26 protein-coding genes are annotated in these 20077 nt (G+C 58.3%); 15 read left to right on the top strand and 11 right to left on the bottom strand.

Annotated elements, in window-relative coordinates:
- Positions 1-105 precede the first annotated feature (105 nt).
- Positions 106-678, bottom strand: a complete 573-nt coding sequence (locus MHN28_RS20840; protein WP_239344490.1) for an NYN domain-containing protein — start codon at positions 676-678, stop codon at positions 106-108.
- A gap of 141 nt (positions 679-819) precedes the next feature.
- On the opposite strand from MHN28_RS20840, the gene folK reads away from it, so the two are divergent.
- From folK to rnc, 9 genes are all read left to right on the top strand, one after another.
- Positions 820-1389: a 2-amino-4-hydroxy-6-hydroxymethyldihydropteridine diphosphokinase gene (folK, locus tag MHN28_RS20835; protein WP_239344489.1), complete on the top strand. Its 570-nt coding sequence runs from the start codon at positions 820-822 to the stop codon at positions 1387-1389.
- Positions 1390-1483: 94 nt separating this feature from the next.
- Positions 1484-1837: a DNA-directed RNA polymerase subunit omega gene (rpoZ, locus tag MHN28_RS20830; RefSeq protein WP_155142277.1), complete on the top strand. Its 354-nt coding sequence runs from the start codon at positions 1484-1486 to the stop codon at positions 1835-1837.
- Between the two features lie 26 nt (positions 1838-1863).
- Complete coding sequence (locus MHN28_RS20825; RefSeq protein WP_239344488.1) at positions 1864-3996, top strand: bifunctional (p)ppGpp synthetase/guanosine-3',5'-bis(diphosphate) 3'-pyrophosphohydrolase; 2133 nt, start codon at positions 1864-1866, stop codon at positions 3994-3996.
- Between the two features lie 16 nt (positions 3997-4012).
- The gene (locus tag MHN28_RS20820; RefSeq protein ID WP_239344487.1) at positions 4013-4711 is read left to right on the top strand and encodes a DUF2062 domain-containing protein; all 699 of its coding nucleotides are present in this window, start codon (positions 4013-4015) and stop codon (positions 4709-4711) included.
- Positions 4704-5450, top strand: coding sequence for a pyridoxine 5'-phosphate synthase (locus tag MHN28_RS20815; RefSeq protein ID WP_239344486.1), 747 nt, complete (start codon positions 4704-4706; stop codon positions 5448-5450). Before MHN28_RS20820 ends, MHN28_RS20815 begins: the two co-directional genes overlap by 8 nt.
- Positions 5447-6070, top strand: coding sequence for a LysE family translocator (locus MHN28_RS20810; RefSeq protein ID WP_239344485.1), 624 nt, complete (start codon positions 5447-5449; stop codon positions 6068-6070). Before MHN28_RS20815 ends, MHN28_RS20810 begins: the two co-directional genes overlap by 4 nt.
- Complete coding sequence (gene acpS, locus MHN28_RS20805; protein WP_239344484.1) at positions 6067-6486, top strand: holo-ACP synthase; 420 nt, start codon at positions 6067-6069, stop codon at positions 6484-6486. Before MHN28_RS20810 ends, acpS begins: the two co-directional genes overlap by 4 nt.
- 57 nt (positions 6487-6543) lie before the next feature.
- Positions 6544-7383, top strand: coding sequence for a signal peptidase I (gene lepB, locus MHN28_RS20800; RefSeq protein ID WP_239344483.1), 840 nt, complete (start codon positions 6544-6546; stop codon positions 7381-7383).
- Positions 7380-8066 carry a ribonuclease III gene (gene rnc / locus MHN28_RS20795; RefSeq protein WP_239344482.1) on the top strand — a complete coding sequence of 229 codons (687 nt, stop codon included), beginning with the start codon at positions 7380-7382 and terminating at the stop codon, positions 8064-8066. Before lepB ends, rnc begins: the two co-directional genes overlap by 4 nt.
- On the opposite strand, the gene MHN28_RS20790 is transcribed toward rnc, so the two are convergent.
- Positions 8063-8725 (bottom strand): hypothetical protein, encoded by a 663-nt coding sequence (locus MHN28_RS20790; RefSeq protein ID WP_239344481.1) that lies wholly within the window; start codon positions 8723-8725, stop codon positions 8063-8065. The two genes, rnc and MHN28_RS20790, sit on opposite strands and share 4 nt — an antisense overlap.
- 95 nt (positions 8726-8820) lie before the next feature.
- Positions 8821-9165, bottom strand: coding sequence for a hypothetical protein (locus MHN28_RS20785; protein ID WP_239344480.1), 345 nt, complete (start codon positions 9163-9165; stop codon positions 8821-8823).
- A gap of 286 nt (positions 9166-9451) precedes the next feature.
- Between MHN28_RS20785 and MHN28_RS20780 the strand changes: the two genes are divergently transcribed.
- Positions 9452-9649 carry a hypothetical protein gene (locus MHN28_RS20780; RefSeq protein ID WP_239344479.1) on the top strand — a complete coding sequence of 66 codons (198 nt, stop codon included), beginning with the start codon at positions 9452-9454 and terminating at the stop codon, positions 9647-9649.
- 39 nt (positions 9650-9688) lie between these two features.
- Here the strand turns inward: MHN28_RS20780 and MHN28_RS20775 are convergent, their stop codons facing one another.
- Positions 9689-11065 carry a multicopper oxidase family protein gene (locus MHN28_RS20775; protein ID WP_239344478.1) on the bottom strand — a complete coding sequence of 459 codons (1377 nt, stop codon included), beginning with the start codon at positions 11063-11065 and terminating at the stop codon, positions 9689-9691.
- A gap of 158 nt (positions 11066-11223) precedes the next feature.
- Between MHN28_RS20775 and era the strand changes: the two genes are divergently transcribed.
- Positions 11224-12132: a GTPase Era gene (gene era, locus MHN28_RS20770; RefSeq protein ID WP_239344477.1), complete on the top strand. Its 909-nt coding sequence runs from the start codon at positions 11224-11226 to the stop codon at positions 12130-12132.
- Positions 12129-12458, top strand: coding sequence for a DUF1491 family protein (locus MHN28_RS20765; protein WP_239344476.1), 330 nt, complete (start codon positions 12129-12131; stop codon positions 12456-12458). The genes era and MHN28_RS20765 overlap by 4 nt, the downstream gene beginning before the upstream one ends.
- A gap of 3 nt (positions 12459-12461) precedes the next feature.
- Here the strand turns inward: MHN28_RS20765 and MHN28_RS20760 are convergent, their stop codons facing one another.
- Together MHN28_RS20760 and MHN28_RS20755 are read right to left on the bottom strand one after the other, a co-directional pair.
- Positions 12462-12767 (bottom strand): hypothetical protein, encoded by a 306-nt coding sequence (locus tag MHN28_RS20760; RefSeq protein ID WP_239344475.1) that lies wholly within the window; start codon positions 12765-12767, stop codon positions 12462-12464.
- A 105-nt stretch (positions 12768-12872) separates the two neighbouring features.
- Complete coding sequence (locus tag MHN28_RS20755; RefSeq protein WP_239344474.1) at positions 12873-13313, bottom strand: cupin domain-containing protein; 441 nt, start codon at positions 13311-13313, stop codon at positions 12873-12875.
- A gap of 240 nt (positions 13314-13553) precedes the next feature.
- Here MHN28_RS20755 and MHN28_RS20750 point away from each other — a divergent pair, with 240 nt between their 5' ends.
- On the top strand, positions 13554-14453 hold the full coding sequence (locus MHN28_RS20750; RefSeq protein WP_239344473.1) for a porin family protein: 900 nt from the start codon (positions 13554-13556) through the stop codon (positions 14451-14453).
- Between the two features lie 79 nt (positions 14454-14532).
- Positions 14533-15258 carry a DNA repair protein RecO gene (gene recO, locus MHN28_RS20745; protein WP_239344472.1) on the top strand — a complete coding sequence of 242 codons (726 nt, stop codon included), beginning with the start codon at positions 14533-14535 and terminating at the stop codon, positions 15256-15258.
- Here the strand turns inward: recO and MHN28_RS20740 are convergent.
- The 3 genes from MHN28_RS20740 to MHN28_RS20730 form a co-directional block, all read right to left on the bottom strand.
- The gene (locus MHN28_RS20740) at positions 15242-15634 is read right to left on the bottom strand and encodes an META domain-containing protein (protein WP_239344586.1); all 393 of its coding nucleotides are present in this window, start codon (positions 15632-15634) and stop codon (positions 15242-15244) included. The two genes, recO and MHN28_RS20740, sit on opposite strands and share 17 nt — an antisense overlap.
- A gap of 37 nt (positions 15635-15671) precedes the next feature.
- On the bottom strand, positions 15672-16226 hold the full coding sequence (locus MHN28_RS20735; protein ID WP_239344471.1) for a hypothetical protein: 555 nt from the start codon (positions 16224-16226) through the stop codon (positions 15672-15674).
- A gap of 217 nt (positions 16227-16443) precedes the next feature.
- The gene (locus MHN28_RS20730) at positions 16444-18135 is read right to left on the bottom strand and encodes an acyl-CoA dehydrogenase family protein (RefSeq protein ID WP_239344470.1); all 1692 of its coding nucleotides are present in this window, start codon (positions 18133-18135) and stop codon (positions 16444-16446) included.
- Positions 18136-18280: 145 nt separating this feature from the next.
- Between MHN28_RS20730 and MHN28_RS20725 the strand changes: the two genes are divergently transcribed.
- Positions 18281-19045, top strand: a complete 765-nt coding sequence (locus MHN28_RS20725) for a sulfite exporter TauE/SafE family protein (RefSeq protein ID WP_239344469.1) — start codon at positions 18281-18283, stop codon at positions 19043-19045.
- On the opposite strand, the gene MHN28_RS20720 is transcribed toward MHN28_RS20725, so the two are convergent.
- Both MHN28_RS20720 and MHN28_RS20715 read right to left on the bottom strand, forming a co-directional pair.
- Positions 19042-19584 (bottom strand): hypothetical protein, encoded by a 543-nt coding sequence (locus MHN28_RS20720; RefSeq protein ID WP_239344468.1) that lies wholly within the window; start codon positions 19582-19584, stop codon positions 19042-19044. The two genes, MHN28_RS20725 and MHN28_RS20720, sit on opposite strands and share 4 nt — an antisense overlap.
- A 33-nt stretch (positions 19585-19617) precedes the next feature.
- On the bottom strand, positions 19618-19908 hold the full coding sequence (locus MHN28_RS20715; RefSeq protein WP_170764026.1) for a hypothetical protein: 291 nt from the start codon (positions 19906-19908) through the stop codon (positions 19618-19620).
- Positions 19909-20077: the final 169 nt, after the last annotated feature.

Below are 20077 nucleotides of genomic sequence, written 5' to 3'. Positions count from 1 at the left end.
AGCCAGTAGGTGTTTCAGCACCTGACCTTAGTTAAAGAGGCGCGGTCAGGCAGATAAAGCCTGACCGCGCCAATTTCTTCCCCCGGGTAAGTGAGTGGCCGGGTATTACTGCCCACCTGCAGCGACGCTGCGGGGTTCCATCGGTACCTCGCGCGGAGGACGTCCGATCACGTCGCGCAGGTCCTCAAGCTCGATGAAGTTGTCTGCCTGACGGCGCAGCTCGTCCGAGATCATCGGCGGCTGGCTGCGAATGGTCGAGACTACCGATACACGCACGCCCTGACGCTGCAGGCTGGCAATCAGCGGGCGGAAATCCCCATCGCCCGAGAACAGCACGATGTGATCCACGCGCGGCGCCAACTCCATGGCGTCGACGGTCAGTTCGATGTCCATGTTTCCTTTGACTTTCCGACGCCCCATGCTGTCGGTGTATTCCTTCGCCGGTTTCGTCACCATGGTGAAGCCGTTGTAGTGCAGCCAGTCAACCAGGGGCCGGATCGGGGAATACTCGTCGTTTTCCAATAGCGCTGTGTAGTAAAAAGCTCTGAGCATTTTGCCACGTCGCATGAATTCCTGGCGCAGCAATTTGTAGTCGATGTCAAACCCCAGTGCCTTTGCGGCTGCATAAAGATTCGAGCCGTCGATGAACAGCGCTAGCCGTTCGTCTTTATAGAACATAAATAGGTCCTTCCGGTATAATACAGAGCGCCTTGGTGTTACGTGAGTGGGTATTGGAAATAAGCGGCGCGCTGGTACTACTATAATTAGGCCATTTCGGACGTATCGCAAGCATGCAATTCGCCGAATATAGGGAGTAGAATGCACAAAATCATGTCAGAAGCCGTTATCGCGCTGGGCGCAAATCTCAAATTGAGAGAATATGGGCCCAAGGTGACACTTCAAAGGGCTATTGACGCGATTTTGCGTCAAGGGGTGGTGATTCGCGCCACCAGCCGCTTCTTCGAGACCCCTTGTTTTCCTGTGGGGGCAGGGCCGGACTATGTGAACGCCGCCGCTTTGATCGAAACGGACAGGACACCGCCCGAATTGCTGAATCTACTTCACCAGATTGAGCATGAGTTCGGCCGCGAAAGAGTGCAGCGCTGGGGTATGCGCACATTGGATCTGGATCTGGTGTGCTATGACGACCTGATTCTGCCGGATCGCCCCGAGTTTGACCGTTGGCTGACCCTGCCGGCAGAGGAGCAGACGCAAAAAGCACCCGATCAGTTGATCCTGCCGCACCCGCGTCTGCAGGACCGGGCGTTTGTACTGGTTCCTATGGCCGATGTTGCCCCCGACTGGCGCCATCCGGTGCTAGGCCGGACGGTGACTGAAATGCTTGCCGACCTTCCTGCGGGGGATATTGCGGCGGTCAAGGCCGCGTGATTGGTGCATTTGCAGCATTTCTTGCTTGTCAAGGCAGGGATTCGCCCTTAGATAAACCCCTTCCTGACTTGGATTCAGTAACGGAGAGCGCCCAATGGCCCGCGTGACGGTTGAAGATTGCGTAGACAAGGTTCCTAACCGGTTTGAACTGGTGATGCTTGCCGCCCATCGTGCGCGCGAGATTTCCGCCGGTGCGGCGATCACTGTGGACCGTGACAACGACAAAAACCCTGTCGTTTCGCTGCGCGAAATCGCTGATGAAACCCAAAGCGCTGATGAGCTGCGCGAGCGCCTGATCGAGGCCAACCAGACTCAGATCGAGGTGGATGAGCCGGAAGAAGATCAGATGGCTCTGCTGATGGGGGCGGAATCCGACAAGCCTGCGGATGACGATATGTCGGAAGAGAAGCTGCTGCGCGCTCTGATGGAGGCTCAAGGCCAGGGGTAATCCCCAAAGATGAAGGTGCGGACCGGATGATTTCTGCAGACGACCTGATTGCGCTGGTCCGCAACTACAACCCAAAGACAAATGCTGACCGCATCGCCCGGGCCTATGAGTTCGGCAAGCAGATGCACGACGGTCAGTTCCGCCATTCCGGCGAGCCCTATTTCACTCATCCCGTTGCCGTTGCCGCCATCCTGACGGAACAGCGTTTGGATGACGCGACGATTATCACGGCCCTGCTGCACGACACGATCGAAGACACCAAAGCCAACTACGGCAAGGTGTCCGAGTTGTTCGGGGAAGAGGTCGCCAAGCTGGTCGACGGTGTCACCAAGCTGACCAACCTGCAGCTGTCCAGCCGTGAAACCAAACAGGCCGAGAATTTCCGCAAGCTGTTCATGGCCATGTCCAAGGACCTGCGCGTCATTCTGGTCAAGCTTGCCGACCGCTTGCACAACATGCGCACGATCAAAGCTATGCGGCCGGAAAAGCAGGTCGTCAAAGCGCGCGAGACGATGGATATCTACGCGCCGCTTGCAGGCCGCATGGGTATGCAGTGGATGCGGGAAGAGCTTGAAGACCTCGCCTTCCGCGTTCTGAACCCCGAAGGGCGCCAGTCGATCATACGCCGCTTCATCACCCTTCAGCGCGAAACCGGAGATGTGATCCACAGGATTACCGGTGATATGCGCCATGAATTGGAAAAGGCGGGTATCGAAGCCGAAGTATTCGGCCGCGCCAAGAAACCTTATTCGATCTGGCGCAAGATGCAGGAAAAGGATCAGGGCTTTTCACGCCTGTCCGACATCTACGGCTTTCGCATCATCACGCAATCTGAAGAAGATTGTTACCGTACGCTCGGGGCAATCCATCAGCGCTGGCGCGCGGTGCCGGGTCGGTTCAAGGATTACATCAGCCAGCCGAAATCGAACGGGTATCGCTCGATCCATACGACGGTCTCGGGGCGCGACGGTAAGAGGGTCGAGGTGCAAATCCGCACCCGCCAGATGCACGACGTGGCCGAAACCGGTGTCGCGGCGCACTGGTCCTATCGCGACGGTGTCCGCTCGGAAAACCCCTTTGCGGTTGACCCGGCCAAGTGGATTGCGAACCTGACGGAACAGTTCGACAGCGAGGACGATCACGAAGATTTCCTCGAAGCCGTTAAGCTGGAGATGTATTCGGACCAGGTGTTCTGCTTCACGCCCAAGGGTGATGTGGTGAAACTGCCGCGCGGGGCGACGCCGATTGACTTCGCCTATGCGATCCACACGCGCATTGGTCACGCTTGCGTCGGGGCCAAGGTGGACGGAATCCGTGTTCCGCTGTGGACCCGGATCAAGAATGGTCAGTCGGTGGACATCATCACTGCCGATGGCCAGACGCCGCAGGTCACGTGGCTTGAGATCGCCGTCACCGGCAAGGCGCGGACCGCCATCCGGCGCGCCTTGCGCGAGGTCGATCGCGAGCGGTTTATCAAGCTGGGCAAGGAACTTGCGCGCTCTGGGTTTGAGCATGTCGGACGCAAGGCCACCGAAAAGGCGCTGGATACGGCCGCCAAACACCTGCGTTTGAAAGACCGGCACGAATTGCTGGCCCGACTGGGCAGTGCGGAACTGACGGCGCATGACGTGGTCAGTGCGGTCTACCCTGAACTGACGCAAGATGACGGCGATGCCATTTCCCCGCGCCGCGCGGTGATCGGCCTTGAACCTGGGCAGAAATTCGACCGTGCCCCGTGTTGTCAGCCTCTGCCGGGCGAACGCATCGTTGGCATCACCTATCGCGGCAAAGGCGTTGTTGTACATGCGATCGACTGTGATCGCTTGTCCGAGTTCGAAAGCGAACCCGAACGCTGGGTCGATCTGCATTGGCACTCGGGCACGCACCCGGCCGTTTATGGGGCTACCCTGGACGTCACCATTGGCAATGACGCTGGGGTGCTGGGGCGCATTTGCACATTGATCGGCGAGAAAAAGGCCAATATTTCGAACCTGGAATTCGTAGACCGCAAACCGGATTTTTACCGCCTTCTGGTCAGTGTCGAACTGCGCGACCTGGAACAGCTGCATTCGCTGATGCTGATGCTTGAGGCTGAAAGCGACGTTGCCGCGGTCGAACGCTATAGGGACAGGACCAAAACCGCAGTTGCGGCCGGCTGAGAAGGGGTGATCAGGAGTGGTTTTCAAGCGCCGAGATCGACGCTCGCCTGTCCAGATCGCGTCTGAATTCGTCTATCCCAGGGGGGGATGGACGCGTGCCTTTCACTACGTCAAACACCGCGTTCGCAGGTTGCCGGATTCCCCCGAGCGCATTGCACGCGGGGTCGGCGCAGGGGTGTTTACGGCCTTTACGCCATTCTACGGCCTGCATTTTCTTTTCGCCGCGATTTTTGCGCGCCTGATTAATGGCAACATACTGGCCGCGCTCAGCGGCACGTTCTTTGGCAATCCGCTGACCTATGTTCCGATTGGCGTTGTTTGCCTGCAGACCGGGCATTTCCTTTTGGGTGACAGTTTCGAAAAGGAAGAAACCAAGGGCCTGATGGATAACTTCGTCGACGCGCTGGGTGATCTCAAGAACAACTTCTTTGCCCTTTTCACCGACCGCGTTGCCGATTGGCACGGGTTGGACGTGTTTTATGACGAGGTGTTCTTTCCCTACCTGATCGGCGGCATACTGCCCGGTTTGCTCGCGGGGGCGATCTGTTACTACCTCAGCCTGCCGCTGATCCGCACCTATCAGCAGCGTCGCCGCGACAAGATCAAGGCAAAGTTTGAAGAAATCAAACGCTTGGCCGAAACAAATCCTGCCGTTCCGCAGACGAATACCCTAGGCTCGGCTCAAGGGCTTAAGAAGGATTCGAGCGATGTCTGACAACCACTTGCGTTTGGGCGTGAATATCGATCACGTGGCGACCGTGCGTAACGCACGCGGCGGGGCCTATCCCGACCCGCTGCGGGCCGCCAAACTGGCTGAGGAGGCCGGGGCCGACGGCATTACAGCACATCTGCGGGAAGACCGCCGCCACATCTCGGACGCTGATATCGACGGGCTGATGGAGGTGCTTTCGGTGCCTCTGAATTTTGAGATGGCAGCGACCCCAGAGATGCAGCAAATCGCCTTGCGCCACAAACCGCACGCGGTCTGCATCGTGCCCGAAAAACGTGAAGAGCGCACGACCGAAGGTGGACTGGAGGTCGCGCGCGAGGAAAACAAGCTGGCCCATTTCATCGCACCCCTGCGCGACGCCGGCTGCCGTGTGTCGATTTTCATCGCCGCCGATCAACGTCAGATCGAAGCCGCGCATCGCATCGGCGCTGAAGTGATCGAACTGCATACCGGCGCCTATTGCGATTTCCACGCCGAAGGTCGCATGGACGACGCCGCGCGCGAGCTGGAAGCCCTGCGCGAGATGTCCGCCTTTGCCCATTCGCTGGGCCTTGAGGTCCACGCAGGCCACGGCCTGACTTACGACACGGTTCAGCCGGTCGCGGCCTTTCCTGAGGTCCGTGAATTGAACATCGGCCATTTTCTGATCGGTGAAGCGATCTTCCGCGGCCTCACGCCCGCGATCAAGGAAATGCGCCGGATGATGGATGAGGCGCGGGCATGATAACGCCCGGTTTCGTCGCCATCTGGTTTGCCTGGCTGATGGCCGGGGGCTCTCCCGGACCGGCGACGATGGGGATTGCGGGCACCGCGATGAACGAAGGCCGCAAGGCAGGATTGGTTTTTGCGCTGGGCATCTGCGCGGGTTCCGCCGCTTGGGGCATCGCTGCCGCGCTGGGGCTGTCGGCGATTATGCTGGCCAACGTGTGGGTGTTCGAGGTGATCCGCTACGTCGGTGTAGCTTATCTGGGCTGGCTCGCGTTCAAAGCTCTGCGACGGGCGATGACCTCGGACGAGGTTGCCCTGGGCAAACCTGTTACCGGCTCGCTACCCACCATCTTCGCCAAAGGCGCGGCCATTCATCTGACCAATCCAAAGGCGATCCTGAGCTGGGGGTCCATCTACGCCATTGTCGCACCGAATGACGCGAGCCTTGCGATGTTGCTCGGCTACTTCTGCTTGCTCTACGCGGGCTCCTTGATGATTTTCATTGGCTATGCGTTTTTGTTTTCATCACAGCGCATGGTCAGCGCCTACCGTCGCGCCCGCCGCTGGTTCGACTTTGCGTTTGCAGGTTTCTTTGGGCTGGCGAGTTACAAAATTTTGACGGTTCGGCTCTCATGATCCTGGGCATTGGCACAGACCTCGCGAATATCGACCGCATTCAGGGCACGCTGGATCGGTTCGGGGACCGTTTTCGCAACCGTGTGTTCACTGACACCGAACAGCGCAAGGCCGAACTGCGCCACGACACCGCAGGCACTTATGCCAAACGCTGGGCCGCGAAAGAGGCGTGTTCCAAGGCGTTGGGTACCGGTCTGCGCATGGGGATTGCCTGGAAGGACATGGCCGTTACCAATCTGAAGACCGGCCAACCGGTGATGCATGTCACGGGTTGGGCGGCGGAACGGTTGAAAGAGATGACGCCCGAAGGGCATGAGGCGATCATCCATGTCACCTTGACCGACGATCACCCCTGGGCCCAAGCCTTTGTCGTGATCGAGGCGCGCCCGCTTCACGATGCGCCCGCGCAGCCTTGACTTGCCCCCACCTGACCCGCATGTAGCACCCCAACGAACTAACGACCGGAGAGCAGTATGGCCGAGGAAACCAAAACAGGTAGCGGCGTCTGGGAGACGATCAAAACCATCGTCTATGCCCTGCTGATCGCGGGCGTATTCCGTACGATCCTGTTTCAGCCTTTCTGGATTCCATCCGGCTCAATGAAGCCCACCCTGTTGATCGGGGACTTCCTGTTCGTCAACAAGATGTCTTATGGCTATTCCTATGCGTCCTGTCCCAGCGTGATCATCCCAAGCGTTGGTCTGAACATTGACGCAGAAGATATCTGCGGCTGGATGCGGAGCGACGATAACACCCGTATCTGGGGGGGCGAACCGGAACGCGGTGACGTCATTGTGTTCCGTCATCCGGTCAGCGGTCGGGATTACATCAAGCGCTTGATCGGCCTGCCCGGAGACCGCATTCAGATACGCGAAGGCCAGATTATCCTGAATGGAACTCCGGTACCGCAAAAACCCGATGGTGTGTTCACCGAGGTGGCCGCTCCGCAAGGATCGCAGGGGCTGCGCCCGCGTTGCGAAAACGGTCCGGTTGGCTTTGGCGGCGTATGTGAAAAGTCGCGCATGATCGAAACCCTGCCGAATGGTGTGTCCTACGAAGTTCTGAACATCGGCAATCAGGCGTCGGACAACACAGGCATCTATACCGTGCCCGAAGGCCACTATTTCTTTATGGGTGACAACCGCGACAATTCCAGCGACAGCCGCCTGCCGCAATCTGCAGGTGGCGTAGGCTATGTGCCCTACGAAGGCCTGATCGGGCGGGCAGACCGCATTCTGTTCTCGTCCGCAGGCCGGTCGATGCTGTTCTTCTGGACATGGCGTGGCGACCGTTTCTTTAAGGCGGTCAATTGAAACTATCGTCCGAAACAAAAGCGTTCCAGCAGCGGCTTGGGTATGAATTTGCCAAACCCGAGTTGCTGGTCCGCGCGTTGACCCATGGTTCGGTGTCGTCGTCGACACGCCCTGATAACCAGCGGCTGGAGTTTTTGGGCGACCGTGTGTTGGGGCTAGTCATGGCCACTGCACTGCTAGAGGCCGACAAGAAAGCCTCGGAAGGGCAGCTTGCGCCTCGTTTCAATGCGCTGGTCCGCAAAGAGGCGTGTGCCGATGTGGCCCGCCAGATCGATCTGGGCGCGGTGCTGAAACTGGGTCGGTCCGAGATGTTATCGGGTGGTCGCCGCAAGCAGGCTTTGCTTGGTGACGCGATGGAGGCGGTGATCGCCGCAGTTTATCGCGATGCAGGTTTTGAGGCCGCACGCGACGTAATCCTGCGCTTGTGGGGCGATCGCGTTCACAACGTCGAGGCCGACGCGCGCGACGCCAAGACCTCGCTTCAGGAATGGGCGCAGGCGCGGGGGCAGAAACCGCCGTCATATGTTGAGATCAAGCGCAGCGGTCCCGACCATGCTCCGGTCTTCACCATTGCCGCGCGCCTACAGGATGGCACCGAAGCGCAGGCGACGGCCGGGTCCAAACGTCAGGCTGAACAGGCCGCTGCCAAGGCTATGTTGGCCCGGTTGGACGCAGCGAACTAGCGGGCGGGTGGCAGCACCCCTTCGCTCTGTAGAACCTTCAAAACGCTTACGATGGTCTTGGTGCTGACATCGATTGAACCGGTTAGCGCGACTCCAATGCCGCCGTTGCCGATTTCCACCGTGCCGCCGCTATCATATTTAGGGGACAAGGATGCCAACTCGGGCGGTGTTTTCGGGCAGACCGGTGTTTTTCTCAGAATTGCATCGCCGGCTTTCAGAAAGATGGCACGGGCATCCTGCAGAATTATCTTTACGTCATCTGAGACCAGATTTTGATCCGCGAGGGTCAGATCCAAATTCGACAGTTTGAAAAACACACACTGATCCTTCACGATGGCGGAAGCTGAGGTGGAAAAGGACAAAGCATATGTGGCGGTTTTTTCCTGCCGCTCGGGCGTCTGGCCAAGTGCCCGGTCGCACTTGAACGTGTCCATTTCAAACCGTCCCTGTATCGAGATTTCCTGACCATCCGCCACTGCATCGACGGTGTCCAAGGCGATCTCAACATTGCACCCGTCCGTGAAACTGGTATCCGCGAGGGCTTCAGGTAAAGCCGCCTGGATATTGCTCAAATCTAACAAAGCGTTGACGCCGATACGGGTAGGGGTCTGATCCGTCAATGTCAGGGTCAATTGGTAGGGCGCTTCGGTGTCCTGCAAAGTGAAGGACTAAAGAAAGTCCAGCGTGACGTCTTTTGCGCCCGCGACCGAGCCCACCGACAAAAGCGCGCAGATCAACGGGACCAAGCGGTTCTTCATTTGATGATCCCCAGCCCACGTTTGTCCTGCAGCAACGCAACAAGCTCTAAAAGTGTGGTCGAACTGGTATCGACCGACCCGCTCAGTGCGGCCCCGATGCCGCCCTCGCCGATTTCCCGTATCCCGCCGGACGAAAAATTGGGATCAAGCCCGGCTAGTTCCGGGCAAATCGGGTTCTCGGCCAAAACCTCGCCGCCTTTTTCCAGAATGAGCGCGCGCGCTTTGTCGGTGATACCGATCCAATCGGAAACGGTGCCAGCAAATTCCTGCAAGTCCAGTTCGACGCCCTCCAGACGCAAGAGGATGCAATTCCCCTTGGCGTCTGCGCCTGCTTTGCCCACGACATCAACGTTGTGGCCGAACAGCAGGACACCCCGGTAGGCACTTTGGGATCGTCGGTGTCACACGCATGAAATTTGGCCTGAACCTATCCGTCGACAGTCAGGGCATCGCCCTCTGCAGCCGTCTCGGTAACTGCCAAAGCAAATCTTTGTTTGCAGGATTCTTTAAGAACGTTCGAAAAGATCCACGGCGCGCTCTTTTGCAGCGCTCCGAGGCCTAAAAACGCCTCAACCCCAAGTCGGGGCGTCAGACACGTCGCTGAGCGAGAGGTAGAGCGAGTAGGGGATGTCCTTTCCTTTGACCGAAACGCTGTCGGCCACTTTGAAAGCGACGTCGTTCGCGTGGGCTGTACCGGCCGGCAATGCCAATGACACAAGCGCGGCACCAATGCGCAGTGCTGCGGTGCTTCAGGCGATGCACCCCACGCGGTTTGCCGGATTTATAAGCCGGTTCATTCACAGCCCCCATTTCGTAGCGGTTTAGCAGCTTTAGCCATAGGGGGCTAAGATAATACCCGTTGGGTTACTCCACTCGAATAAATCCGGTCAGCCCGGTCTTTTGGTGTTCGATTACATGGCAATGAAAGGCCCAGTCTCCCGGGCTGTCGGCGACCAATGCAATCTCGGCCACTTCGTCTTTCAAAAGCAGCATCGTGTCTGTCACAAGCGGCGGCAGTTGGCGCAGGTTCGACCGCAGCGGAACGAAGGCCAACCCATGCAGGTGGATCGGGTGCAGGTTGGGGGATTCGTTTCGCAGCCGAAGGATGTAGCTTTTGCCCATTTCCAGCGTTGCCAAGGGTCCAACGCCTTGCGCGGCGTCACCCGGCCAGGGTGTGCGGTTGATGGACCAGAAATTATACCCCAATGAGCCACAGAAGCCGTTATTCGGCTCGATCCCTTCCGGAGTCCAGCCAAAAACAAAATCATGCACTTCGGCATTGGCCAAATCGGGTTTGGCGATGGGGTTCACGGGCAGTGGCCGCAATTCTTGCAGATCCCGCGCTGCTGATGCTCCGTTTGAGCGCAATTGCGCCATGGCTTTGTGCGGCTGACCAGGGAGCTTAGCCATCAATGAAATGGTCTTGCCCTCGTCTGCTGGCATTGACACAGCAAAATCCACACGCTGACCCGGACCGACCAACAGCGCGTCGTCTGTACTGGGCATTGGGACCTCGATCTCAAGCGGGTGCCCATCCCATGCGATGATCCGTGCGTTTCCGCCCTCAAGATGCAGCTTGTAGATGCGGGTTGTGTCCGTATTGACCACCCGCAGCCGCACCAGACCGCCTGTCGGATGATCGTAGACAGGATTTTGCAACCAGTTGGCGGTGTGCACGTTGCCGAAGGTACCAGCCCGTGCCGCTCCACGCTGCGTGTAAGCGGGTAGAAAGGCACCCTCTTCGTCCAGTCGGAAATCGCGCAGGTTGATCACCTGTTCGCTGTCGAAGCCCGGGTTTTCGGGCTCGGCAATCACCATGACGCCAGTCAGACCGTGGGCCATTTGTTCCATCGTCATGCAATGGGGGTGGTACCAGTAGGTGCCTGCATCCGGCGGGGTGAATTCATAGTCAAACAGCTCGCCCTGACCCATCGGCATCTGGGTCAGGTAGGGCACGCCATCCATCCCGTTGGGAATACGTAAGCCATGCCAGTGCATCGCGGTATAATCCGGCAGCGCGTTGCGCACCGGCAGTCGCATGGCCTCGCCTTGTTTGCCATAAAGAACCGGTGGAGGCGCGTCCGGTGACAGGCTGACGATCCCGGTCGTGACCGTATCGCTCAGGGCGAAGCTTGCCGGTTGGATCGTCAGCTCTTGAGTGCCGTTTGCCAATCCGAAACCGCCCAGGGTCAGCGCGCCAGTGGCGGCTCCGCTGGCCAAAAGAAACTCCCGACGTTTCATGTTGTGCCTCATCATCTGAATGATCGCCTGGCTGGCAATGGCGCGGCGTTACCCCCGATTGCCACTGTATTTGCATGGCTGCAATGCGACAAAACCCTCTGGCCCGCCGGGCCTTTCTGCTATAGGGGTGCGCACTTGCAAACAGGATCGCCAGAAACATGACCACAAGCGCCGGATTTATCGCCCTGATCGGAGAGCCCAACGCGGGCAAATCCACCCTGCTGAACCGCATGGTGGGGGCCAAGGTTTCGATCGTAACGCATAAGGTGCAGACCACCCGCGCCCGTATCCGCGGTGTGGCGATGGAGGGCGACGCGCAACTGGTTTTTGTCGACACGCCGGGCCTGTTCAAACCGCGCCGCCGTCTGGACCGTGCCATGGTCGCCGCTGCGTGGGGCGGGGCTGCGGATGCCGATATCGTCGTTCTGCTGGTCGAAGCCCATCGCGGCATCACCGAAGGCGTCGAGCGGATCCTCGAAGGTCTGGAAGAGATCGGGCAGGGCCGCACGGTCGCCCTGGCGATCAACAAGATCGACAAGGTGCAATCTGAGGTGTTGTTGGCGCTGACCAGTGACCTGAACGCGCGTTATCCCTTTGCCGAAACTTTCATGATTTCTGCCGAAAAGGGTTATGGTGTCGACGATCTGCGCAAGTGGCTGGCTTCGGAGCTGCCCGAAAGCCCTTGGCTCTATCCCGAGGATCAGATCGCCGATCTGCCCCTGCGCATGATTGCTGCCGAAATGACGCGCGAGAAACTGACCCTGCGCCTGCATCAGGAATTGCCCTATCAGCTGACCGTTGAGACCGAGAACTGGGAAGAACGCAAGGATGGCTCGGCCAAGATCGACCAGGTCATTTACGTCATGCGCGACGGCCACAAAGGCATCGTGCTGGGAAAACGCGGCGAGACGATCAAAGCCGTCAGTCAGGCTGCCCGCGCCGAACTGGAAGAGTTCCTCGACCGCAAAATCCACCTGTTCCTGCAGGTCAAAGTCCGGCCCAACTGGTTGGAAGAATCCGAGCGTTACTCGGAAATGGGACTGGATTTCAAAGACGGCAACGCATGACCCGCCTGACGGCTGATTTCTGGGTTCACGCCTATCTGGCGCGGCTACGGTTTCAGGAGATCCCGGCTTTTGTCGTGGCCCATGGCGACGACACTGCCGGTGCGGTCTTGGTCAAACTGAATACTCTCGACGGTCGCGCAACAGCCTTCCAACGTAGCTTTGATCTGATGAGCGGCGAACGCAAATGGGTTGAGCTGTCCAGCGGTGAGGAAACCGAGGTGGACGACGCCATCACCCGCCAGCGCAGCTTTGACCCCGACCTCTGGGTGATCGAGGTCGAGGACCGGCAAGGTCGGCACCTGTTGGGCGAAGAAGGCTTGGAATAACCTCTACCACCCAGTCGACTTTCCTTTGACGTCATGCCCGATTGCGTTGGGCGCGCCGCCCGCAAACTCTCGCACTTTCCCGGCGAACGTTTTGAAGTACGGTTGAGACTGCACATGCGCCAGTGTATCGGCGCTGTCCCAGCGACCCCAGTGAAACCGGGAAACCCCGTCATCGGCGACCGCAACCTGATAGGTGAACTTACCGGCAGCGTCCGGATCTGCATCGACGGCTGCAATGAAAGCGTTGGTCGTGGCTTCCCAATCGGCTTCGTCCCCGTCGAAGGTGTAAGTGATGGTGATACCTCGCATCGCGGCCTCCTGTTTAACGTTATTGTTAAATAAAGGATGGTGACAGCGTAATGTCAAGCCATAGAGCGTGCGATGACCCGCCAACAGTCGAGTTAACTGGCTGTGTTACCCGGTCAGTTCAACACCTGTTTGCCGCAGGACGTCTGCCAGTTTCGCTACGTCCTGAACCGGCCCCGGCACCTCACGGTCTAGGGCGGTGAACATCTCGACCGCTTGCGAGCCTCGGCCGCTGATCTCTAGCAAATGCGCGCCTCCGGGTCCGAATTTGAAGCTGTGCACCATACCTGCCGGGAAATGGACCAGAGTGCCCTCGGTCGCGACTTTGGTCTCTCCGTCGATAGTGAAATGTACCTCGCCCTTCACAACGAAAAAGGTTTCGTCCCATGGGTGCGTATGCGGGGGCGGCCCGTTCCCTTCGTGCCCATAATTCAGAGTGACGGCATAGTCACCAATTTGCTCAAGGCGCGCAAGCACCGTGATTTTGTCCCCCAATACATTCAGAGGTTCGGGGTAATTGGACGGAGACGTAAAAAATGACTTCTTCATGCTGTTCTCCAAAAGGCGTCGAGCGTGTGCCCCGCTCAAACCGATCAACACTAAAAATCCGGCGTAAATGCCAGCATCCCGTAGTTTAGCACAAAGGCCGTCGACAGGCTCTGACACCGGAACAGGGTGCGCAAGCGACGGCGACGACACATTTCAGAATTTTGGTTCCTGCACTCGTTTGAACAAGCTCTGCGGAATACTATCTGGAGATGCGTGCATATCCCTATCGAGTTGAAAAAGATGAAGTCTCTTGCCTTAAACTGCGGTTCCGCAGCTCTCGCCTTGGGCTTCATGTCAGTACCTACACTCGCGCAACAGCGACCGGGTTGGGTGTATCAGATCGACGGGCAGGTGGCCTATCAGGGCGATGCAAATCTGAGTGAGGGCGGCGATTTCTCGGCGAGCCGCGCCTTTTTGCGTACCACGGCGTTGTACAATTTTGATGGCGGAGCGTCCGCGGGACTGTCGGCCAGCATCGGTAGGTTTGACTACAACTTCAGTCAGGCGGACAACCAGCCATGGCAAGATATCCGCGATATAAGGATCTCGGTGCCGGTGCGGTTTCGTTTAGGCAATACAGCGAGCGTTTTTGTGTCGCCGCAGATCAGGTGGGACTATCAGAGCGGTGCCGAGGCGTCAGACGGCAGAACCTATGGCGTTTTCGCCGGTATCGCCTGGAAAATAAATGAAGGCCTGACCATCGGTCCGGCCTTTGGGGCGTTTTCACAACTCGAAGATGACGACGTCGACTTTTTTCCGGCGCTGCTGGTCGACTGGGACATCAATGACCGTTGGAACCTGAACACCGGCTCGGGAATTGGGGCCACGCAAGGTCCGGGCTTGACGCTCAGCTATGCGCTGAATGACACGATGAACGTTGCCTTGTCCGCGCGGTCAGAGAGAATTCGATTCCGGCTCGACGGCGATGGGCTGGCACCGAACGGAGTTGGTGAGGACAAAAGCATCCCTGTGGTTCTGTCCTTTGGCTATAACCTCAACCCCGGCGTCTCGCTGAACCTGTTCGCGGGGGCCGAGTTGGATGGGCGCCTGACGCTGGATGACGCGAATGGCACGGAACTTAGCCGCCAGAGCTATGAGACGGCTCCTCTGGTAGGGGTGGCTTTCCGAGCCCAGTTCTAAGTCCAAGGACCCTTGCAGATGCGCGCGCCTTGCGATCTGTTGCGCTGATAGGCCGAGCCGTACAGGAAAGGAGCCTGAATTGGACTGGCGCGATCACGGCATCCTTTTGACCACCCGCAGACACGGTGAAACTGCGGCGATTATTGAGGTGTTCACCGAAGATCACGGTCGACATGCCGGTGTCGTGCGCGGGGGCACCAGCCGTAAGGTCGCCCCGATCCTGCAACCCGGTGCGCAGCTGGATGTGCTTTGGCGCGCGCGGCTAGAAGAACATCTTGGCACCTTTCAGGTCGAGCCTCTGCGTTCGCGCGCGGCAGCCGCGTTCTCGGGGCGGATGGCGCTGGCGGGGCTGAACGCGGCCGTAGCGCTTTTGTCCTTTTGCCTGCCAGAGCGCGAACCGCACCCGGCGATCTACAAGCAGACCGAACAGTTGATGGATCTTTTGGGGCAGGACGAGATTTGGCCGCTGGCCTACCTGCGATGGGAGTTGGCCCTGCTGGAAGAGCTGGGGTTCGGTCTGGACCTGTCGGCTTGTGCCGTTACCGGGGCCACCGAAGGGCTGGTTTATGTTTCGCCAAAAACCGGACGTGCCGTCAGTGCTGAGGGGGCCGGGGAATGGGCGGACAAGCTGTTGCCCTTGCCGCCCTGCCTTCGCGGGCAAGGCACTGCGCCGGATGCCGAGATTGCGTCAGGGCTGAAAACCACCGGTTACTTCCTGGAAAATCATCTGGCGCCGTCATTGGGTCACCATCCTTTGCCCGTAGCGCGGGCAAGGTTCGTCGAGCAGTTCACTCGGCGGCTTTGAAAACCATTTCGTGCCCGTCTTCATTGCGCAGGATCAGTACGTCACCGGACACTTCGGATTGGGTCATGGCCATGAGGGCAGCGAAGTAAAACCCCTCGGCCTCTAAGCCGGCGCAGGCTGCGCGGGTTGCGCTGAGGTCCTGTATCTCGAACCACGGATAGGGCGCGTTCAATATGCCACTATAGCTGTTACAGGGAGCATTTCCGGCGATTTTGCCCTCTTCCGGGAACTGCAATAAAGCGCTGGCTTCAAAGGGCTGCCCGTCTATTTCCTGCAGGACCCACGTCTGGTCCGCCGCGCCATAGGCCGCGACGGATTCGTCCTTGTCGCATTGAAACAAGGCAAGCAGGGGCAAGGTTAAGATCAGGCGCATGATATGAGTGTCTTACCTGTGTACTGGCACGAAGGGAGCTTTAATAGGGTATCGCACCGCTTAGCAGCTCTTCGCGGACTTCCAAGCGGGGACGCCAATTGTACCGGGTGTCTTCGCGCACCAGATCCCAGAACAGCGCTCCGCTGTTGCGCCATGGGTCAAGGATGATGCCGTCAAGCATCGCGTCTCCTTTGGCGCTGATCCCGGCCGAATGGTGAATGATCCGGAAAGCGGTCGGGGGTGAGGTGGCCCAGTGCACGTCCAGCGTGCGGAAATTCTCCTGCTGCAGGCGGCGGGTCATGGCCTGAGCCCAATCATTGCACAGACCCTTTTCTCGGAATCCGTTAATGACCTTGGCATTATGAACGATCGCCGGATCGGTGACGTTCCAATCCCGCTTTAGCTGTTGGGAGTACGTGTAGGAGATCGTGGCGGCCCGTTGCGCCTCAACCGGATCGACGTTGGGACCAAGATCCTCAATCGCCTGCGCCAGAGTGTCAATATCGCTTAGACCTGCAGTCGGCTGAACGGTGGCACAGCCGCCTAAAGCAAAGGCTGCGAGTGTCGCCCAAAGCGCAAAGATTAGTCGGGTCATTTTATGCACACCATTCCCATGGTCCGGTTTGTTTCGCAGCGTGGCCTACCGGGGTTCGGGCCGAAAGCAAAGGGGGAAGTTTCCGCGCCGCGGGATCAGATTGAATCATGGTAGTCTTTGCACAAAATGAAAGTAGGGATGCGCGTAAAGCTGCCAACAAAAGAAAAGACCCGGCACAAGGCCGGGCCAGTTGGGGAAACGGGATACCGAAGTCTGGTTAGCCCAGCAAACGCCGTGCAATCACCTGTGCCTGAATTTCGGCAGCCCCCTCAAAAATGTTCAGAATGCGCGCGTCGCACAGAACGCGGCTGATCTTGTATTCCAATGCGAAACCGTTGCCGCCATGGATCTGCAGACCGTTATCCGCCGCTGCCCATGCCACGCGCGCACCCAGCAGCTTGGCCATGCCAGCCTCAAGGTCGCAGCGCTGCCCGTGGTCCTTTTCCCAAGCCGAAAAATAGGTCAGCTGACGTGCGATCATGATTTCGACCGCCATCATGGCCAGTTTGCCGGAGACGCGGGGGAAGTTGATCAGCGATTTGCCAAACTGCTTGCGATCCTGCGCGTATTGCATGGCGATATCCAGCGCGCTTTGGGCCACGCCAATTGCGCGGGCAGCGGTCTGAATGCGGGCGGACTCAAAAGTCTCCATCAGCTGTTTGAAGCCTTTGCCTTCCTCGCCGCCCAGCAGGTTTTCGCCTTTGACTTTGAAACCGTCAAAGCCCAGCTCGTATTCCTTCATGCCGCGATAACCCAGAACCTCGATCTCACCACCGGTCATGCCAGGGGTGGGGAATGGGTTCTCATCCGTGCCCGGTGTCTTTTCGGCCAGGAACATGGACAGGCCGCGGTGATCAGTTGTGTCCGGATTGGTGCGAGCCAGCAGGGTCATCACATGGGTCCGGGCCGCATGGGTGATCCAGGTCTTGTTACCGGTGATTTCGTAATCACCGTCGGCATTCTTGACCGCGCGAGTGCGCAGGCTGCCGAGGTCCGAGCCGGTGTTGGGTTCGGTGAACACGGCGGTCGGCAGAATTTCTGCGCTGGCCAGTTTCGGCAGCCAGTTGGCTTTCTGCTCGTCGGTGCCGCCCGCGATGATCAGCTCGGCTGCGATCTCGGATCTGGTGCCGAGTGATCCGACGCCGATATATCCGCGCGACAGCTCCTCGGACACGACGCACATCGAGGCTTTGGACAGGCCGAACCCGCCGAATTCCTCGGGGATAGTCAGACCAAAGACGCCCATCTCGGCCAGTTCCTCGATGACTTCCATCGGGATCAGTTCATCCTTGAGGTGCCATTCATGGGCATAGGGCTCGACCTTTTCGACCGCATAGCGACGGAACTGGTCGCGGATCATCTCAAGCTCTTCGTCCAGACCCGAGGCACCGAACATGGTGGCGCCTGCCTGATCTTCCATCAGCTCGACCAGACGACTGCGGGCAGCCTGCGAGTTGGCCTGCGCCATCAGCGTTTGAATTTCGGAAATCTGGAAGCCGGACAGAGCGTCCCAGCCCAGACCCATATCCTGAAGGCGAACAACTTCGCCCTGGTTCATGGGAATGCCGCCCGCAACCTGATGCAGGTACTCGCCAAAGGCGATCTGATGCAGCAGTTGTTCAATCTCGCCGAATTTACCATCGGCTTCCAGCGCCTCGGCCCAGCGTTGCATCTGTTTCAGCGACTGAGAATACGTGGCCAGCCAGGACAGGCCGTGGGCCGCTGTCTGGTTGGCTTCGATCAGGGCACCGGAGACCCGGCCATCCGCTGAAACCATGCCGCGAACAGACTCGCGCGCGCGCTCGAACACTGTTTCAACGGCGGGTGCGGCCGCACGGGTCAGCGTCAGAAGATCGGGCAAAATCGCGGTTGTCGTCATCTGGGTCATATCCTGTCCGTCATGGGCCATGAATCGTGTCCTTTTCTCGTGTCGTCTGGTCATATCATGCTGCACGTGCAGCGCAACAAAAATACGTATTACGTGGCGAAAAAGTTCTAAAATTGCTTTGACGTTTTTGCAGTGCAGCGCCCGTCAGAGGTGATATCACGGGGTCATGACATTGTTTTCCATAATAACTCTGCACGATCTTCTGTTCGCCATGGGCGTTGCCTTTCTGGCGGGCTGGGTCAAAGGAATAGTCGGCTTTGCAATGCCGATGGTGCTGGTATCCGGGCTGAGTATCTTCCTTCCGCCCGAGCTGGCCATCGCCGGACTGATCCTTCCCACACTGGTAACTAACGTCTTTCAGGCCTTGGGGCAGGGCGTTCCGGCCGCTGTGTCATCGATCAAGCAGTTTCGTATTTTCCTGATCGTGGGTTTGATGTTCCTTCTGGCGGGTGCGCAGTTGGTCACTTTGGTGCCAACGTCGACCTTTCTGTTGATGATCGGCATTCCGGTCGCGTTTTTTGCGTTGATTCAGGTGTTGGGTGTGAAGCTGGTACTGGAAAAGCCATCGGCCCGGATCGAGGTTCTCATGGGAGCGGTGGCAGGCTTCATTGGGGGCATGTCAGGTATCTGGGGGCCGCCGACCGTTGCATATCTGACGGCTTTGAATACTCCAAAAGCGGTTCAGATGCGGGTTCAGGGTGTCATTTACGGCCTTGGCGCAATTGCGCTGGTACTGGCGCATCTGGGGTCGGGCATTCTGAGGGCTGACACGGCGCCATTCTCCGCTGCACTGATTGCGCCGGCGGTGGCCGGGATGTGGGTTGGTATGCAATTGCAGTCACGGATCGACCAAGCGCTGTTTCGCAAGGTGACGCTGATGGTGCTGCTGGTTGCCGGACTGAATCTGCTCCGCCGCGGGCTGATGGGTTAACCCCTGCTATCCACAAGCCGGAGCGTGTAATACAGCCCGAGCATCAGGAAAAACAGCCCCGAGATATCGCCGATCAAAAAGGCAACGTATTCCACCCTTGCGCTGCCAAAGGCCATATTGGTCAAAGCGGAAACAAGGAAGGACGTGACGACACCTACTCCCATGACGCACGACCAACAGGGCTTTCGGTCGGGGCTGGGAAACAGATCCCAGCCTGCCCATTTACACAGGTAGAAAACGGCCGGAACGGTTGTAACAGCGATGACGATCGCCAGCAGCCGGCTGGGTAGAAAGACATCCGTGCCGCCAAGAAACGCAAATACGACGAAGACCCCGGGCAGCAAGGCGAAAATCGCGCGCCATCCCAGCAACCACGCTGCCAACACGCGCACGCCATGCGGCAGAAACAGAAGGCTGGCCCGGCTTGGGTATTCCGGAAAAAACACGTTTTGCAGCGGCATCAGGACCTCGAAGGTGAGGAATGACGCAACTACATAAGCCAATGAGGCGAAGAATGTGTCAGAGGCCCATCTGCGCACGGTGTTTAGCCATCGGTGCGCAGGTTGGGCGCATCATTTGGGCGCATGAACGATATACCGTCCCCGGTTGGCGCTGCCGCTTTGGGACAGGTAGCCCTTTTGTACCAACGATTTCAGCGCACGGAAAAACGTCGGGCGCGAAACGCTTTGGACAAGCGTGTGCTCGATCAGACCGAAGGTGCGGACTTCCTGATCAGCTTTGGACAGTTCTTCGGCCGCATAATAAATGTCGCGCTCAACCGGAGAGAGTTGCTCAAGGCCCAGAGTCCGTTCCATACTCTGCATCAATTTGCGAAGTTCGGTCAGTTTCGAGATTTCCGTCATTTCTTTTTACCTGTTGTTTCCTTGTCGTCTTTCGCGCGTGCGCGAAATTTGAGAAGCTTGCTGAATTTCAATGATACTCAGTGCGTCTCATATTGACACCCATCCCCGGTGGATTACACTAGATAGTTGATTAGGTTGCTCAAATCGCGAATGTGAGTGCGCGCTCATG

The organism is Ruegeria sp. Ofav3-42 (assembly GCF_022347725.1).
Taxonomy (GTDB): domain Bacteria; phylum Pseudomonadota; class Alphaproteobacteria; order Rhodobacterales; family Rhodobacteraceae; genus Ruegeria.
Note: the sequence above shows the minus strand (reverse complement) of the source record. Positions and strands in the feature narration are given on the sequence as shown.